A 15,818-nucleotide genomic window follows, 5' to 3' on the forward strand; every position below is an offset into this window, starting at 1 on the left:
CCGATGCTAGCGATCCCGGTACCCTTGACCCCATGACAACTCGCGTCGCCGTGGTCGGAGCAACCGGAAAGATGGGGCGGCTGTTCCTCCGGCTGATCGAAGAGGACGCCGCCTACGAACTCCACGCCGGGCTGTCGTCGAGAGACGACCTCGAAGACGTGGTCGGTGCCGATCTGGTGGTCGACGTGACGGTTCCCGCGGTCAGCCCGGGCATCGTCGAGAAGGCCGTCCGGGCCGGCATCCCCGTCCTCGTCGGCACGTCGGGCTGGTCCGAACCGCGACTCGCCGACCTTCGCCGGGTCGTCGCCGAGGTCGACGGCCCCGGCGTGCTGGTCGTCCCCAACTTCTCGGTCGGATCGGTGCTCGCGACCGCGTTCGCGACCATGGCCGCCCGATTCTACGAATCGGTCGAGATCGTCGAGACCCATCACCCCGGCAAGGTCGATTCGCCCTCCGGCACCGCGATCCGCACGGCCGAGCTGATCGCCGAGGCCCGCCGCGACCTCGGGCCGGTGCGCGCCCCGCACGTCGACCAGCGCGCCCGCGGGCAGCAGGTCGCCAGCGTTCCCGTGCACAGCCTGCGCCTCCCCGGCATCGAGGCGCGCCAGGAGGTCATCTTCGGTGGCACCGGAGAGACCCTGTCTCTGGTGCACGACACCACCTCGCAGGCCGCCTACGAGCAGGGCATCCGCGTCTCCCTGGCGGCCGTGACGACCGTCACCGGCGTCGTGGTCGGTCTCGACAAGCTCCTGCCGCTCGGGGCGCCGGGCGCATGAAGGGCCGCATCGCCGCCATCGTGATGTGCGCGCTCCTGGTGCTCTACCTGGTGCTGGTCGGTCAGCGGGCCGTCCTGTTCGTCCAGACCGGTGTGCCGATCGCCATCGTGCTCGGTATCGCTCTCATCGTCCTGCCGATCATCGGCGTCTTCGCGCTGGTCGCCGAGATCCGCTTCGGCATCGTCACCGAGAGCATCGTGAAACAGCTGGAGGCCGAGGGCGAACTGCCGGTGGACGACGTTCCGCGGCGCGCCAGCGGACGGTACGAGCGGGAGGCCGCAGACGCCGCGTTTCCGCAGTACGCGACCGCGGTGAAGGAGGCCCCGGACGACTGGCGGGCCTGGTTCCGGCTGGGCCTCGCCTACGATGCGTGCGGCGACCGCCGACGTGCGCGCGGCGCGATCCGGCGCTCGTTCCGTCTGCGCACGCGAGCGTCCTGAGAGGTCTCAGCCGAGGAGGGCGTCGAGGGCTTCCTCGACCGTCCGGTGACGGAACACGAAACCGTCGTCGAGCAGCCTCTGCGGTGTCACCTGCTGGCTCGACAGGAGCATCTCCTGACCGGCGTCGCCGAGCAGCCCGCGGATGACGAACTCGGGCACGGCGAGGCGGTACGGACGGCCGAGGTCTTTCGCGGTGCGAGCCGTGAGGCGGTCGCTCGTGGCCGACACCGGCCCGGCCAGGTTGACCGGCCCCTCGAGCTCGCTCGACAGGAGGTGGACGATGGCGGCGGCCTCGTCGTGAAGGCTGATCCACGGCCAGATCTGCGACCCGTTGCCGAGTCGGGAACCGAGGAACGCCTTGGTCAGAGCGAGCAGGGGCTTCATCGCTCCGCCGGGGCCCACGACGATGCCGGTCCGGAACGTGACGACCCTCGTGCCCGCGGGCGCCGTGTGCGCCTCCGCCTCCCAGTCGCCGACGACGTCGGCCAGGAACCCCTCGCCGCGGGGCGACTCCTCCGTCAGGACGTCGAGCGGGCGGTCTCCGTAGATGCCGACCGCCGAGCCGCTGAGGAAGACTCCGGGCGGCGTCTCCGCGTGGTGCATCGCTTCGGCGAGGGTTCGGGTGGCACTCACGCGCGACTCGCGGATCTCGCGCTTGTACGACGCGGTCCAGGGCAGCTTGGAGAGGGACGCGCCCGAGAGGTTGATCACGGCGTCGGCGCGGTCGAGCAGGTTGTAGTCGAGGATGCCCGCCGCGGGTGACCAGGTGAACTCGCCCGGGTCGGTGGTCGGCCGTCGCACCAGCTTCAGGACGGTGTGACCGCCCTCGCGCAACTGCCGGCTGACCTCGGTGCCGATGAGCCCCGAGGCTCCGGCGATCAGAACGGTGGATCGGGTCGTGTCCCGCGGCGTCATGTACGTCTGCCCTTCGTCGACTCCTCACAGTAGACGGGAGCTCTGGGGGTCCGCCCGGTCGTTCCGGCCACCAATGTCCGAGGCTCCCGGTAGTGTCGTTGCCGTGCCAGAAGATGCCTCGAAGCCCCTGCCCACCGACAACAAGACGCCGCAGTTCCGCAGCGACGTCACCGTTGAGCTCGTCCGCTCCAGCGCTCACGACTCCGACGTCCTGTTCGCTGCCCGCGTGTCGACGATGGGCGAGCAGACCCTCGAGGGCGCTCAAGCCTCCGCCGAGAGCGAGGGGGCCACAAAGGGCGCCGGCCTCATCAACTACCTCATGCGCGACCGTCACGGTTCCCCGTTCGAGCACAACTCGATGACCTTCTACGTGCAGGCCCCGATCTTCGTGTTCCGCGAGTTCATGCGACACCGCATGGCCTCCTACAACGAAGAGAGCGGTCGTTACCGCGAGCTCAACCCCGTCTTCTACGTTCCCGGCAAGGAGCGCAACCTCGTTCAGGTGGGCAAGCCGGGGGCGTACGACTTCGTGCCCGGCACCGCTGAGCAGTTCGAGCTCGTCGACACGGCCACGCGCGAGGCGTCGACGCAGGCCTTCGAGGCGTATCAGACGATGCTCGAGGCCGGTGTGGCCCGCGAGGTCGCCCGTATCGTCCTCCCCCTCAACATCTACTCGTCGATGTACGTCACCGTGAACGCCCGCTCGCTGATGAACTTCCTCAGCCTCCGCACGAAGCGCGAGGGCACGCACTTCCCGTCGTTCCCACAGCGCGAGATCGAGATGTGCGCCGAGAAGATGGAAGACATCTGGGCCGAGCTCATGCCGCTCACCTACTCCGCCTTCGGCAAGAACGGTCGCGTTGCCCCGTAACGGCGAGAGCCACTGGTGTGGGGGCGTAGCTCCTGCCGATACTCTGTAGGGGTGTCGAACATCGCAAACCCCTTCGGGCAGGTCCTCGTCGCTCTCGTCACCCCTTTCACCGCAGACGGTGAAGTCGACTGGCCGGGCGTCGAGAAGCACATCGACGACTGCATCACCGCGGGTGCCGACGGCATCGTGGTCACCGGCACCACCGGCGAGACCTCGACGCTGACCGACCCCGAGAAGCTGAAGCTCGTCGAGGTCGGCAAGTCCGTCGCGGCCGGCCGCGCGAAGATCATCACCGGTGGCGGCTCGAACGAGACCGCTCACGCCATCCAGCTCTACAAGGCCAGCGAGAAGGCCGGGGCCGACGGCGTCATGATCGTCACTCCCTACTACAACAAGCCCACGCAAGCGGGCGTCCTCACGCACTTCCGCATGATCGCCGACGCGACCGACCTGCCCGTGCTGCTGTACGACATTCCCGGCCGCACCGGCATCCCGATCACGTACGAGACGATCCTGCGCGCCGCGAAGCACCCGAACATCGTCGGCGTGAAAGACGCCAAGGGCGACTTCGCCGAGGTCAGCCGGGTGCTCAACCAGACCGACCTCCTCTACTTCTCCGGCGACGACACGAACGTGCTGCCGCACCTGGCGATCGGGGCCACCGGTCTGATCGGCGTCACCGCGAACATCGCGGCAGCGCCGTATCGCACCATCGTCGACGCGGTCAACGCCGGCGACCTCCACACCGCGACGGCTGCCCACAAGCAGCTCGAACCCCTGGTCCGCGCCGTGATGACGCACGTTCCGGGGACCGTGGCGGCGAAGTACATCCTGCACGGCCTCGGCCGGATCTCGAGCCCCAGGGTTCGCCTGCCGCTCGTCGGTCCCGAAGACACCGAGGCCGCCCTCATCGAAGACGAGCTGTCGCACGTCGGGGAGATCCCCGGCGTCGACTTCTCGAAGTTCCGCCCCGACCGCAACGCGGCCGCCGGCGGAGCGCTGCCCAAGGTTCACGGCACCACGCGCTAGTCGCGTCGGCCGACCGGCCAGGGCACCCCGACCTACACCGGAGGTTCACGACCTCGCACCAGAACACCAAGGAACAGATGCCCACGACAATCCAGACTCCCCGCGCCCTCGAAAAGGGCACCCTGCGGATCATCCCGATCGGCGGCCTCGGCGAGATCGGCCGCAACATGACCGTCTACGAGCTCGACGGCAAGCTCCTCATCGTCGACGCCGGCGTCCTCTTCCCCGAAGAGCACCAGCCGGGCGTCGACCTGATCCTGCCCGACTTCTCGCCGATCAAAGACCGACTCGACGACGTCCTCGGCGTCGTCCTCACGCACGGTCACGAAGACCACATCGGCGCGGTGCCCTACCTGCTGCGCCTCCGCAAAGACATCCCGCTGATCGGCTCGACCCTCACACTGGCGCTGGTCGAGGCGAAGCTGAAAGAGCACCGGATCCAGCCCTACTCGCTGGCCGTCAAAGAGGGCCGGATCGAGAAGCTCGGCCCGTTCGAGCTCGAATTCGTCGCCGTCAACCACTCCATCCCCGACGCGCTCGCCGTGGCGATCCGCACCTCCGCGGGCCTCGTCCTCCACACCGGCGACTTCAAGATGGACCAGTTGCCGCTCGACGACCGAATCACCGACCTTCGCGCGTTCGCCCGCCTCGGTGAAGAGGGCGTCGATCTCTTCCTGCCCGACTCGACGAACGCCGACGTGCCGGGCTTCACTGCCCTCGAGCGCGACATCGGGCCGGTCCTCGACGACATCATCGCCCGGGCCCCCGCCGCGTCGTCGTCGCGAGCTTCTCCAGCCACGTCCACCGCGTGCAGCAGGTGCTCGACGCCGCGCACGCCAACGGCCGCCGCGTCGCCTTCATGGGCCGCTCGATGATCCGCAACATGACCATCGCCGCCGACCTCGGCTACCTCAAGGTGCCCGAGAACGTCCTCATCGACTCGAAGAAGGCCAAAGACCTCCCCGACGACCGGATCGTCTACATGTCGACCGGGTCGCAGGGCGAGCCGATGGCCGTCCTCGCCCGCATGGCCAACCTCGAACACCAGATCGAGATCGGCGAGGGCGACACCGTCATCCTCGCGTCGAGCCTCATCCCCGGCAACGAGAACGCCGTCTACCGCGTCATCGACGGGCTGACGAAGCTCGGCGCCCACGTGGTGCACAAGGGCAACGCGAAGGTGCACGTCTCGGGCCACGCGTCCGCCGGCGAACTGCTCTACTGCTACAACATCCTCCGCCCGAAGAACGTCCTCCCCGTCCACGGCGAGCACCGTCACCTCTACGCCAACGCGGCGCTGGCCGTCCGCACCGGCGTGCCGCAGAAGAACACGATCCTGGGGCAGGACGGCATCGTCGTCGACCTCAGAGGCGGAGTCGCGACGGTCGTCGGCCAGCTCGACCTCAGCTACGTCTACGTCGACGGCTCCACGGTGGGCGAGATCACCGACGCCGACCTCAAAGACCGCCGGGTGCTCGCCGAGGAGGGCTTCATCAGCGTCTTCCTGGCGATCGACCCCTCGACCGGTCGCGTCGTGGTCGGCCCCGAGATCCAGTCGCGCGGTTTCGCCGAAGACGAGTCCGTCTTCGACGACGTCCGCCCGAAGATCCTCGCGGCCCTCACGGAGGCCGCCGAGAACGGGACGCGCGACACGCACGCGTTCAGCCAGGTCGTCCGCCGCACGGTCGGTCGCTGGGTGAACAGTCAGCACCGTCGTCGCCCGATGATCGTCCCGGTCGTCATCAGCGCTTAGCGGTTCTCACCAAACCCTCGCCTCGGGTGAGTCGCTCTGGTCTGTGGACGAGAGCGGTGCCCGAGAGCGAGGGTTTTGGTGATTTTCCGGGGAAGTCGTGTGACTCGTGTGGCTCGTGTGACTCGTGACACGCGCTCGTCTAGGAGGCGGCTGACGGTGGCGGGCTGTAGCTTTGCCGCATGGCTACGAGCACGAAACCGTCGCCGCGCCCTCGCGCGGCCTCGAAGACCCCCGCGTCGGCGAAGGCTCCTGCGCGCGGTTCGTCGCGCTCCGGGGCCGCTCCGACCAAGCGACTGCCCGCCTCGAAAGCACCGGTTCCGGTCGCCGAGGGGCCGGGTCTCGGCACGCGCGCGTGGCTCGGGCTGGCGCACATGGTCGGTGCCGGGTTCCGGGTCCTGGGGCGCGAGTCCCTCGATCCTGCCGAGCGTCGCGACGGTGTCCCGTTCTTCCTCGTGCTGCTGGCCATCGCCGGCGCCGTCGTCGAATGGCTGAACCCGGCCGACCCGATCGCCCTGGCCCTCGACCACTACACGTTCGGCGGGCTGTTCGGCCGCGTGGCCTACGCTCTGCCGGTCATCATGGTCGTGTTCGCCGGGTGGCTGTTCCGGCATCCGTCGTCCGTCCACGACAACACGCGCATCGGCATCGGGCTGGGCCTGATGGTCGTGTCGATCAGCGGCCTCTGCCACATCTACGGCGGTCGCCCGGTCGCCGCCGACGGGATGGTCGGCCTCGCGGCCGGTGGCGGCATCCTCGGCTGGGTCGTGGCCTCGTGGATGGTCAATCTGCTCACCGCGTGGGTCGCCGTCCCGATCGTCTGCATCGTGCTCGCCCTGTCGATCCTGATCATCACCAAGACGCCGCCCAATCACATCGGGCGGCGCGTCCACGAGCTCTACGCCTACCTCTTCGGCGCTCCCGGGCCGGAGGAGCTCGCCGAGACGCCTCGAGACAAGACCACTCGGGTGCTCCCCGCCGACGACGAGGCGGAGGCCGACGACGACGGCGACTCGCTTCCCTGGTGGCGCCGCAACAAGAGCGGGCGCGAAGAAGACCCCTACGACTCGCCCGTCGTCGCCGAGACGGCGCAGACGGAAGCCCTCGCGTCGTCGCGCAAGCGCCGCGGGCGCAAGAACGAGGTCGCCTCGTTCACCGACATCATCGAGGGCCAGACCGACACCGACTCGGCCGCGGCCGCCACGGGCGAGACCGACCTGCTCAGCGATCTCGGCTTCGCCGAAGAGGCCGTCCGTCACCTGTCGCCGGCCGACGACTCGCCCACGACCGTGATTCCCTCGGACGGCGTCCCGTCCGCAGGCCTCGCACCCGCCGCTCCGGTCGTGCCCGCTGCGGCCCTCGGGCCCTCCGACGCCGCGGCCGACTTCTTCGAGCCCGACGAGGCCGAAGCCCTGCCGCGCTTCGATCTCGACGAGGCCGACGCAGACGCCGAGCCCTACCGGCTGCCGGCCGTCTCGACCCTGAGCGTCGGCGATCCGGCCAAGACCCGGTCCGAGGCCAACGACACCATCGTCGCGGCGATCACCGAGGTGCTCACCCAGTTCAACGTCGATGCCCGCGTGATCGGTTTCAGCCGTGGCCCGACGGTCACGCGCTACGAGATCGAGCTCGGCCCGGGCGTCAAGGTCGAGAAGGTCACGGCTCTGTCGAAGAACCTCTCGTACGCCGTCGCGTCGAACGAGGTCCGCATCCTCTCGCCGATCCCCGGCAAGAGCGCCATCGGCGTCGAGATCCCGAACACCGATCGCGAGATCGTCTCCCTCGGCGACGTCCTGCGCTCCTCGGCGGCGACGAAGAGCACGCACCCGATGACCATCGGCGTCGGCAAAGACGTCGAGGGCGGGTACGTCGTGGCGAACCTCGCCAAGATGCCTCACCTCCTGGTCGCCGGGTCGACCGGGTCCGGCAAGTCGATCTTCATCAACACCCTGATCACCTCGCTCCTGATGCGCGCCAAGCCCAGCGACGTGCGCATGGTGCTCATCGACCCGAAGCGCGTCGAGCTCTCCATCTACTCGGGCATCCCGCATCTCATCACGCCGATCATCACGAACGCCAAGAAGGCCGCCGAGGCGCTCCAGTGGGTCGTGAAAGAGATGGACATGCGGTACGACGACCTCGCGTCGTTCGGCTTCCGTCACATCGACGACTTCAACCGCGCCGTCGTGAACAACGAGATCGTCCTGCCGCAGGGCAGTGAGCGGTCGCTCAAGCCGTACCCGTATCTCCTGGTCGTCGTCGACGAGCTCGCCGACCTCATGATGGTGGCCCCGCGCGACGTCGAAGACTCGATCGTCCGGATCACGCAGCTGGCGCGCGCCTCGGGCATCCACCTCGTGCTCGCAACGCAGCGGCCCTCGGTCGACGTGGTCACCGGTCTGATCAAGGCCAACGTGCCGTCGAGGCTCGCGTTCGCCGTCGCCAGCGTCACCGACTCCCGCGTCATCCTCGACCAGCCGGGGGCCGATAAGCTCATCGGACAGGGCGACGGGCTCTTCCTGCCGATGGGCGCGTCCAAGGCCATGCGGGTCCAGGGCGCTTGGGTGCAAGAGAGCGAGATCAACGACGTGGTCGCCCACGTCACCCGTCAGGCTCGTCCCGACTACCGCGCCGACGTGGCCCAGGTCGTCGAGAAGAAAGAGATCGACGGCGACATCGGCGACGACCTCGAGCTGCTCCTCGCCGCCGCCGAGCTCGTCGTGTCGACGCAGTTCGGGTCGACCTCGATGCTCCAGCGCAAACTCCGGGTCGGCTTCGCCAAGGCCGGCCGTCTGATGGACCTCATGGAGTCACGCGACATCGTCGGCCCCTCCGAAGGGTCGAAGGCCCGCGACGTCCTCGTCACCGTCGAGCAGCTGCCCGGCGTCCTGGCGAAGCTTCGCGGCATGGACGGCCCTTCGGGAGCCGCTCCCGCGACGCCGACCGTCGACGACCCGCGGTATGCGTCGTCGGGCGGCTCGGGTGACAACCGCTACGGTTCCGATCCCGTCGGTGACATGACCCGCGGCTACCAGGAGGTCGACGGTGACGACGAGTCTGAAGACGCCTGGGGCCTGACAGGACGAGACTGAGTCCATGAGCACCCCACCGACGCCCGACGCGTCGCCCAGCAAGGCCTTCCCGTTCACCGGGAGGATCGTCAGCCGCGGCGACGGTCCGGCGAACACGGCCAACATCGCCAACATCATCACCGTGGTGCGCATCCTCATGGCACCGCTGTTCTTCGTGCTCTTGATCGCCGACGACCACGCGTACGGGCCGCTGCGCGTCTGGGCCGCCGTGATCTTCGTCGTCGCGATTCTCACCGACAGCCTCGACGGATTCCTGGCCCGGCGACAGAATCTGGTGTCCGACTTCGGCAAGATCGTCGATCCGCTGGCCGACAAGGTGCTCACCGGTGGGGCGTTCATCGTGCTCTCCGTTCTGGGCGAGCTCCCCTGGTGGGTGACCATCCTCATCCTGATCCGCGAGGTCGGCATCACGGTCTATCGCTTCGTGGCCCTGCGCGACCGCGTCATCGCCGCGTCGCGCGGCGGAAAGCTCAAGACGCTGCTCCAGGGCATCGCTCTCACTCTGGCGCTCTTCCCCTTCGTGCACTGGTTCGGCGACTGGTTCAACTACGTCAACATCGTCCTGATGTCTGCGGCGTTCCTGGCGACGATCCTGTCCGGGCTCGACTACATGCGGGTCGCGCTCCAGCACTCCCGAGGCAGCGCGCAGGATCACGCGTGACCTCGGCCTCGTCGCTCGTCTCCGAGCTTCGACAGGCCGGTCTCACCATTGCGGTCGCCGAGTCGCTCACGGGCGGCCTGGTCGTGGCCGAACTGGTCTCGGTGCCGGGAGCGTCCACCGTGGTGGCCGGGGGAGTGGTGGCCTACCAGACCGAGTTGAAGCACTCGCTGCTCGGGGTGTCCTCGACCCTGCTCGACGCCGAGGGCGCGGTCCATCCCGACGTCGCCGCTCAGATGGCCCGCGGGGTCCGCTCGCGTCTGGCGGTCGGTGGTCGTGACGCCGACATCGGTGTCGCGACGACAGGTGTCGCCGGGCCTGATCCGCAGGACGGTCAACCGGTCGGCACCGTGTTCGTCGGCGTGGCGTGGGGATCCCGCACCGACGTGACGGCGCTCCACCTCGAGGGCGACCGCGAGGCAATCCGAAGGGCGACCGTGTACGAATCACTGGTGGCAGTCGAGCGAATGCTCAGGCAACCTCGGGAATAGCGCGGGTTTCGGTCTCGTTACATCTCACAGGTACACACGGCGCATTCAAAGTCTGCTGGCTACAGTTACAGCAGCGGTGGCATTAGTGTTACTCACCCACCTGGTACTTCGATCACGGTGGGTCGTCCTCAGGAGGAGGGTCCTATGGTTCTCGTACGTCAAGAAATCGGTGACGTCCTTCGTGACTTCCGCCTGCAAAAAGGTCGTACGCTGCGTCAGGTCGCTTCCAAGGCCAGCGTGGCGCTCGGATATCTGAGCGAGGTCGAGCGTGGCCAGAAAGAGGCCAGTTCCGAGATCCTCGCCTCGGTGGCGGATGCTCTCGAGACGCCGATTTCCACCATCATGCGTGAGGTCGGAGACCGCATGGCGGTCCTCGAGGGGCTCAGCCCCGTCCCCGACACGCTCCCCGACGACCTCGTCGCCGAGTTCGACGCTGACCTCGCGGTCCGCTGACACTCCGCCACGAGCTTCGCTCGTCATGAGCGGCGAACGCCCCGGCCTCGGCCGGGGCGTTCGTTTTCTTCGGTCCCTGTGGAAGGTAGTTTCGATCCGTGCGCAAGAGCGAGTTCACCCGAGCCATCGTCGACGAGTTCGGCGAGGGGTATGGCCGCGTCCTGACCCGCGACGTCGTCCTGCCGACCCTCGGCAACGTGTCGGCCGACGAGGCCATCGCCCGCGGTGCGGAGCCCCGAGACGTCTGGCTGGCCCTCTGCGAAGCGCAGGACGTCCCCGTGGCGCGCCGCCACGGAGTGGGGCTTCCGAAGCCGCGCGCGTAGCCGCTCGACACGCCGTCTTCTCCACTCGAACGTGTGTTCGGTTCGGTGCTAGCCTCTCCCTCACAGGGGCTCGCGAGAGCCCGGTTCTGCACAGTTCGCCACCCGACGCTCCCGAGTGTCGGTGGCCTTCCGTAACGTTCCGGTCAACAGCGCTCCCCACAGCCTTGTCGTAGACCTGGCGGCCTTGCTCCACCGGCCGACTGAGACGCGACAGCCTATAGGCGCACCGCTTGTTACCGTCTCGGTCTCGACCGCGCAGGTGACCAACCACTAGGAGAACACCATGCCCTCAGTTGCTGATCGCGAGAAGGCTCTCGAGACCGCTCTCGCCCAGATCGACCGCCAGTTCGGCAAGGGTGCCGTGATGAGGCTCGGCAGCGACGAGCGCGCGCCCGTCGCCGTCATCCCTACCGGCTCGATCGCCCTCGACGTCGCCCTCGGCATCGGTGGCCTTCCGCGCGGCCGCATCGTCGAGATCTACGGCCCCGAGTCGTCGGGTAAGACGACGCTCACTCTGCACGCCATCGCCAACGCCCAGGCTGCCGGTGGCATCGCCGCCTTCATCGACGCCGAGCACGCGCTCGACCCCGAGTACGCCAAGAAGCTCGGCGTCGACATCGACGCCCTCCTGGTCTCGCAGCCCGACACCGGCGAGCAGGCCCTCGAGATCGCCGACATGCTCGTCCGCTCGGGCTCGATCGATCTCGTGGTCATCGACTCGGTGGCCGCGCTGGTTCCCCGGGCCGAGATCGAAGGCGAGATGGGCGACTCCCACGTGGGTCTGCAGGCCCGCCTCATGTCGCAGGCCCTGCGCAAGCTCACCGGTGGCCTCAACCAGACCGGCACGACCATGATCTTCATCAACCAGCTCCGCGAAAAGATCGGTGTCTTCTTCGGCAGCCCCGAGACCACGGCCGGGGGTAAAGCGCTCAAGTTCTACGCCTCGGTCCGACTCGACATCCGACGCATCGAGACTCTGAAAGACGGCAGCGACGCGGTCGGCAACCGAACGCGTGTCAAGGTCGTCAAGAACAAGATGGCGCCGCCCTTCAAGCAGGCCGAATTCGACATCCTCTACGGGGTCGGCATCTCCCGCGAGGGCAGTCTGATCGACTTCGGCGTCGAGCACAGCATCGTTCGCAAATCGGGTGCCTGGTACACCTACGAGGGCGATCAGCTGGGCCAGGGCAAAGAGAACTCGCGCAACTTCCTGCTCCAGAACGCTGCCATCGCCGACGAGATCGAGCAGAAGATCCTCGCCAAGCTCGGTGTCGGCGCTGACGGCAAGGCAGCGAAGGCTGCCACCGACGCCGCTGCCACCGCTGCTGCTGCGGTCGCCGCAGAGCTGGCGGCCCCTGTCGAGCCCCTCCAGCGCAAACTGGCCGAGCGCAAGGGCGCATGACCCCCGCCGACGACCACCTGGCCCCGGTCACACCGCTGTTCGGGGCCAGGGGGCCGGTCGAAGTGCCGGGTCGGCGCACGATGCTGCCACTGCCGGCCGCGGCGCGGCCGGGTGGTCGTCCGACGACGAATGGGCCACGGCTGATCGGCCTGGTGCCGACGAGCCTGGTGCCGACGAGCCGGGTGCCGACGAGCCGGGTGCCGACGAGCCCGATCTCGACGCGCCGCGCGCTGACGCGCGCGGAGAAGGCCTGAGCGGGGACGACGAGGCGGGAAAGGGGCCGAGGGCAGCCGAGGCCGACGCCGGCGCGAGCCGTCCCTCGTCCGGCTCCGGCCTCCGCGGGCTCGTGAGCGCTCTTCCCACGTACGCCGCCTTCGCCGCGAAGAGTGAGAGCCCGCCGACCCCGGCCGTATCGTTCTCCGAGACCGTAGACGACGCCGACGAGGCCGAGCCCGAAGAGACCCTCGAAGCGGCTCAGCGACGAGCAGAGAACATCAGCCTGCACGCGCTCAGTCGTCGCGGAGTCTCGTCCAGCGAAATGGCTAAGACCCTGCTGTCGCGCGACCTCCCCGAGCAGGTTGTTGCGGCCGAGGTCGAGCGCCTGGAGCGCGTCGGCCTTCTCGATGACGCCGAACTCGCCGAGAACCTCGTGCGCTCCAAGCAGGAGCGAAAGGGCCTGGGCAAGGGCGCCATCACGTCCGAGCTGCGGCAGCGCGGCCTCGCGCAGGAGGCGATCGACGCAGCCATCGCCGACATCGATGACGACGAAGAGCAGAGTCGCGCCGACGACTGGGCTCTCAAACGCGCCGGGCAGCTCCGCGGCCTCGACCAGGCGACGGCCGAGCGCCGGCTCAACGGCTTCCTCATGCGCCGCGGCTACCGCTCCGAGGTCATCCGCCGGGCCGTCGAGCGCGCCCTGCCGCGCGGGGGTTCCGGTCGCGGTGGCGTCCGCTTCGAGTAGCTGCGCGCAGACCCGCCCTGCCAGCACGCCCTGCCAGCACGCGAAGCCAGCCCGCGAAACCGGGCTGCCAACTCCGCACCCCGCAACAGCACTCGCACATCCCCTCGACGATTTACACTGGAGCACTATGTCGACGGTCCTCGAAACCAGCGCGCCGCGCAGCGACGCCCCTGCACCTCGCACCTACGAGGTGCGCACGTTCGGGTGCCAGATGAACGTGCACGACTCCGAGCGCCTCAGCGGCTCGCTCGAAGCCGCTGGGTACGTGCCGGCCGACGGCGCAGAGGCCGACATCGTCGTGATCAACACCTGCGCCGTGCGCGAGAACGCCGACAACAAGCTGTACGGCACTCTCGGGCACCTGGCGTCCGTCAAGCGGGGCCACGAGGGCATGCAGATCGCGGTCGGCGGCTGCCTGGCGCAGAAAGACAAATCGGTCATCCTCGACAAGGCCCCCTGGGTCGACGTCGTCTTCGGCACGCACAACATGGGAGCCCTGCCGACCCTCCTCGAGCGCGCGCGGCACAACGACGAGGCACAACTCGAGATCCTGGAATCGCTCGACGTCTTCCCCTCGACCCTTCCGACCAAACGCGACTCGACCTACAGCGGCTGGGTCTCGATCTCGGTCGGCTGCAACAACACCTGCACGTTCTGCATCGTGCCGTCGCTGCGCGGCAAGGAGAAAGACCGCAGACCGGGCGACATCCTGTCGGAGATCCGTTCGCTGGTCGACGACGGCGCCATCGAGGTGACGCTGCTCGGGCAGAACGTCAACTCCTACGGCGTCGAGTTCGGCGACCGCGGTGCCTTCGCCAAGCTCCTGCGCGCCGCCGGTCAGATCGAGGGCCTCGAGCGCGTGCGCTTCACGAGCCCGCATCCGGCAGCCTTCACCGACGACGTCATCGACGCGATGGCCGAGACGCCGAACGTGATGCCGCAGCTGCACATGCCGTTGCAGTCCGGGTCCGATCGCATCCTCAAGGCGATGCGGCGCAGCTACCGCAGCGAGAAGTTCCTCGGCATCCTCGATCGGGTCCGCGCCAAGATCCCGGGCGCGGCGATCAGCACCGACATCATCGTGGGCTTCCCCGGCGAGACCGAAGACGACTTCCGCGAGACCCTTCGCGTCGTCGAAGCGGCTCGGTTCGCCAGCGCCTTCACCTTCCAGTATTCGATTCGCCCCGGAACACCCGCAGCCGATCTTCCCGACCAGATCCCGAAAGAGGTCGTCCAGGAGCGCTACGAGCGGCTGATCGCCCTCCAAGACCGGATCTCCTTCGAAGAGAACCAGAAGCAGGTCGGCAGCAGGGTCGAACTCCTGGTCGCGACCGGTGAGGGGCGCAAAGACAGCGCGACCCATCGGCTCTCGGGCCGCTCTCAAGACTCCCGGCTCGTGCACTTCGAGGTTCCGGCCGGCGCCGACGTACCGCGCCCGGGCGACGTGGTCACGACCGTCGTCACCGACGCCAAGCCGTTCTACCTCATCGCCGACGCAACGCTCGGCGCGCCGTTCGAGGTGCGGCGCACCCGAGCCGGTGACGCGTGGGACAACGCCGAAAGCGCCTCCTGTGCCGTCCCTCCGGGCCACGGGGGTGCTGCCGCGGGCGAGGCGGGGGCGAAGGTGTCCCTGGGACTGCCGACGCTGCGCGTCGCCACGACGCCGATCTACGATCCGTCCGACGGGCAACGCTAGGCGGTGCCGCGCCCCGACCAGGCTCCACGGTTCGCCGCGATCGTCGGCGCCACGGGTACCGGCAAGTCCGGCTTCGCCCTCGACCTCGCAGACGAACTCGCTCGGCGCGGGCGCACCGCCGAAGTGGTCAACGCCGACGCCATGCAGCTGTACCAGGGGATGGACATCGGCACGGCCAAACTCCTGCCGGGTGAGCGCCGCGGCATCCCGCACCACCTCTTCGATGTGCTCGAGGTGACCGACGAGGCCAGTGTCGAGTGGTACCAGCGGCGCGCGCGCGACGTGGTCGACGAGATCCTGGGGCGCGAAGCGATCCCTCTCCTCGTCGGGGGCTCCGGTCTGTACGTGAGCGGAGTGGTCTTCGACTTCCGGTTTCCGGGCACCGATCCCGAGGTCCGTCGTCGCTACGAGCAGCTTCTCGACGACGGCGGGAGCCGAGCCCTCTACGATCTCCTGCACGACCGTGATCCTGCTGCAGCCGTGGCCATCGGCCGTTTCAACGGGCGCCGTCTCGTGCGCGCCCTCGAGGTCGGCGAGATCACCGGGGAGCCGTTCGCGGTCGGGCTTCCCGACGACGCTCCGCTCTGGCGTCCTGTCTCTCTCATCGGCCTCGACGAAGAGCGAGCCGTCCTGGTCGATCGCCTCGACCGACGAGTCGAAGCCATGTGGAGTGCCGGGCTCGTCTCCGAGGTCGAGCACCTGCTGCCGCTCGGGCTCGACCGCGGCGTCACCGCGAGCCGAGCGATCGGCTACGCGCAGGCGATCGGTCAGGTGCGTGGCCTCCTCGGCGAAGAAGAGGCGCAGGATGCCACGAAGCAGCTCACCAGACGCTACGCACGCCGTCAGGTGAGCTGGTTCAAGCGCTACCCGCGGGTCGCGTGGTCGCGTTCCGGCGACCCGACCGCGGTGTCGGCCGCCGCCGATACACTTCTCGGGTGAGCACCTCCACCACCCCCACGAC

General features: G+C 68.5%; 15 protein-coding genes and 1 pseudogene. 15 read left to right on the top strand and 1 reads right to left on the bottom strand.

What is annotated here, in order from left to right:
• Positions 1–32 precede the first annotated feature (32 nt).
• A complete protein-coding gene (gene dapB / locus QUE79_RS11505) occupies positions 33–776 on the top strand; it encodes a 4-hydroxy-tetrahydrodipicolinate reductase (RefSeq protein WP_350271534.1) in 744 nt (247 codons plus the stop codon).
• Positions 773–1,216, top strand: coding sequence for a hypothetical protein (locus QUE79_RS11510; RefSeq protein WP_286343252.1), 444 nt, complete (start codon positions 773–775; stop codon positions 1,214–1,216). Before dapB ends, QUE79_RS11510 begins: the two co-directional genes overlap by 4 nt.
• A 6-nt stretch (positions 1,217–1,222) precedes the next feature.
• On the opposite strand, the gene QUE79_RS11515 is transcribed toward QUE79_RS11510, so the two are convergent.
• Positions 1,223–2,131, bottom strand: a complete 909-nt coding sequence (locus QUE79_RS11515) for a TIGR01777 family oxidoreductase (RefSeq protein WP_286343253.1) — start codon at positions 2,129–2,131, stop codon at positions 1,223–1,225.
• Positions 2,132–2,234: 103 nt separating this feature from the next.
• Between QUE79_RS11515 and thyX the strand changes: the two genes are divergently transcribed.
• From thyX to miaA, 13 genes and pseudogenes are all read left to right on the top strand, one after another.
• Complete coding sequence (thyX, locus tag QUE79_RS11520; RefSeq protein ID WP_286343254.1) at positions 2,235–3,002, top strand: FAD-dependent thymidylate synthase; 768 nt, start codon at positions 2,235–2,237, stop codon at positions 3,000–3,002.
• A gap of 51 nt (positions 3,003–3,053) precedes the next feature.
• Positions 3,054–4,031 carry a 4-hydroxy-tetrahydrodipicolinate synthase gene (gene dapA / locus QUE79_RS11525; RefSeq protein ID WP_286343255.1) on the top strand — a complete coding sequence of 326 codons (978 nt, stop codon included), beginning with the start codon at positions 3,054–3,056 and terminating at the stop codon, positions 4,029–4,031.
• Positions 4,032–4,108: 77 nt separating this feature from the next.
• Positions 4,109–5,784 (top strand): annotated as a pseudogene (locus tag QUE79_RS11530) (ribonuclease J).
• 179 nt (positions 5,785–5,963) lie between these two features.
• A complete protein-coding gene (locus tag QUE79_RS11535; protein WP_286343256.1) occupies positions 5,964–8,873 on the top strand; it encodes an FtsK/SpoIIIE family DNA translocase in 2,910 nt (969 codons plus the stop codon).
• Positions 8,874–8,877: 4 nt separating this feature from the next.
• Positions 8,878–9,534 (top strand): CDP-diacylglycerol--glycerol-3-phosphate 3-phosphatidyltransferase, encoded by a 657-nt coding sequence (gene pgsA / locus QUE79_RS11540; RefSeq protein WP_286343257.1) that lies wholly within the window; start codon positions 8,878–8,880, stop codon positions 9,532–9,534.
• Positions 9,531–10,022, top strand: coding sequence for a CinA family protein (locus QUE79_RS11545; protein ID WP_286343258.1), 492 nt, complete (start codon positions 9,531–9,533; stop codon positions 10,020–10,022). Before pgsA ends, QUE79_RS11545 begins: the two co-directional genes overlap by 4 nt.
• A 144-nt stretch (positions 10,023–10,166) precedes the next feature.
• Complete coding sequence (locus QUE79_RS11550; RefSeq protein WP_123505971.1) at positions 10,167–10,475, top strand: helix-turn-helix domain-containing protein; 309 nt, start codon at positions 10,167–10,169, stop codon at positions 10,473–10,475.
• A gap of 98 nt (positions 10,476–10,573) precedes the next feature.
• Positions 10,574–10,798 (top strand): DUF3046 domain-containing protein, encoded by a 225-nt coding sequence (locus tag QUE79_RS11555; RefSeq protein ID WP_286343259.1) that lies wholly within the window; start codon positions 10,574–10,576, stop codon positions 10,796–10,798.
• 283 nt (positions 10,799–11,081) lie between these two features.
• Positions 11,082–12,200: a recombinase RecA gene (gene recA, locus QUE79_RS11560; RefSeq protein ID WP_286343260.1), complete on the top strand. Its 1,119-nt coding sequence runs from the start codon at positions 11,082–11,084 to the stop codon at positions 12,198–12,200.
• Complete coding sequence (locus QUE79_RS11565; protein ID WP_286343261.1) at positions 12,197–12,454, top strand: hypothetical protein; 258 nt, start codon at positions 12,197–12,199, stop codon at positions 12,452–12,454. Before recA ends, QUE79_RS11565 begins: the two co-directional genes overlap by 4 nt.
• A gap of 92 nt (positions 12,455–12,546) precedes the next feature.
• Positions 12,547–13,161, top strand: a complete 615-nt coding sequence (locus tag QUE79_RS11570) for a regulatory protein RecX (protein ID WP_286343262.1) — start codon at positions 12,547–12,549, stop codon at positions 13,159–13,161.
• Between the two features lie 127 nt (positions 13,162–13,288).
• Positions 13,289–14,857 carry a tRNA (N6-isopentenyl adenosine(37)-C2)-methylthiotransferase MiaB gene (gene miaB / locus QUE79_RS11575; protein WP_286343263.1) on the top strand — a complete coding sequence of 523 codons (1,569 nt, stop codon included), beginning with the start codon at positions 13,289–13,291 and terminating at the stop codon, positions 14,855–14,857.
• 3 nt (positions 14,858–14,860) lie between these two features.
• On the top strand, positions 14,861–15,796 hold the full coding sequence (gene miaA, locus QUE79_RS11580; protein WP_286343264.1) for a tRNA (adenosine(37)-N6)-dimethylallyltransferase MiaA: 936 nt from the start codon (positions 14,861–14,863) through the stop codon (positions 15,794–15,796).
• The last annotated feature ends 22 nt before the right edge of the window (positions 15,797–15,818 follow it).

This window comes from Frondihabitans sucicola, assembly GCF_030296615.1.
GTDB lineage: Bacteria > Actinomycetota > Actinomycetes > Actinomycetales > Microbacteriaceae > Frondihabitans > Frondihabitans sucicola.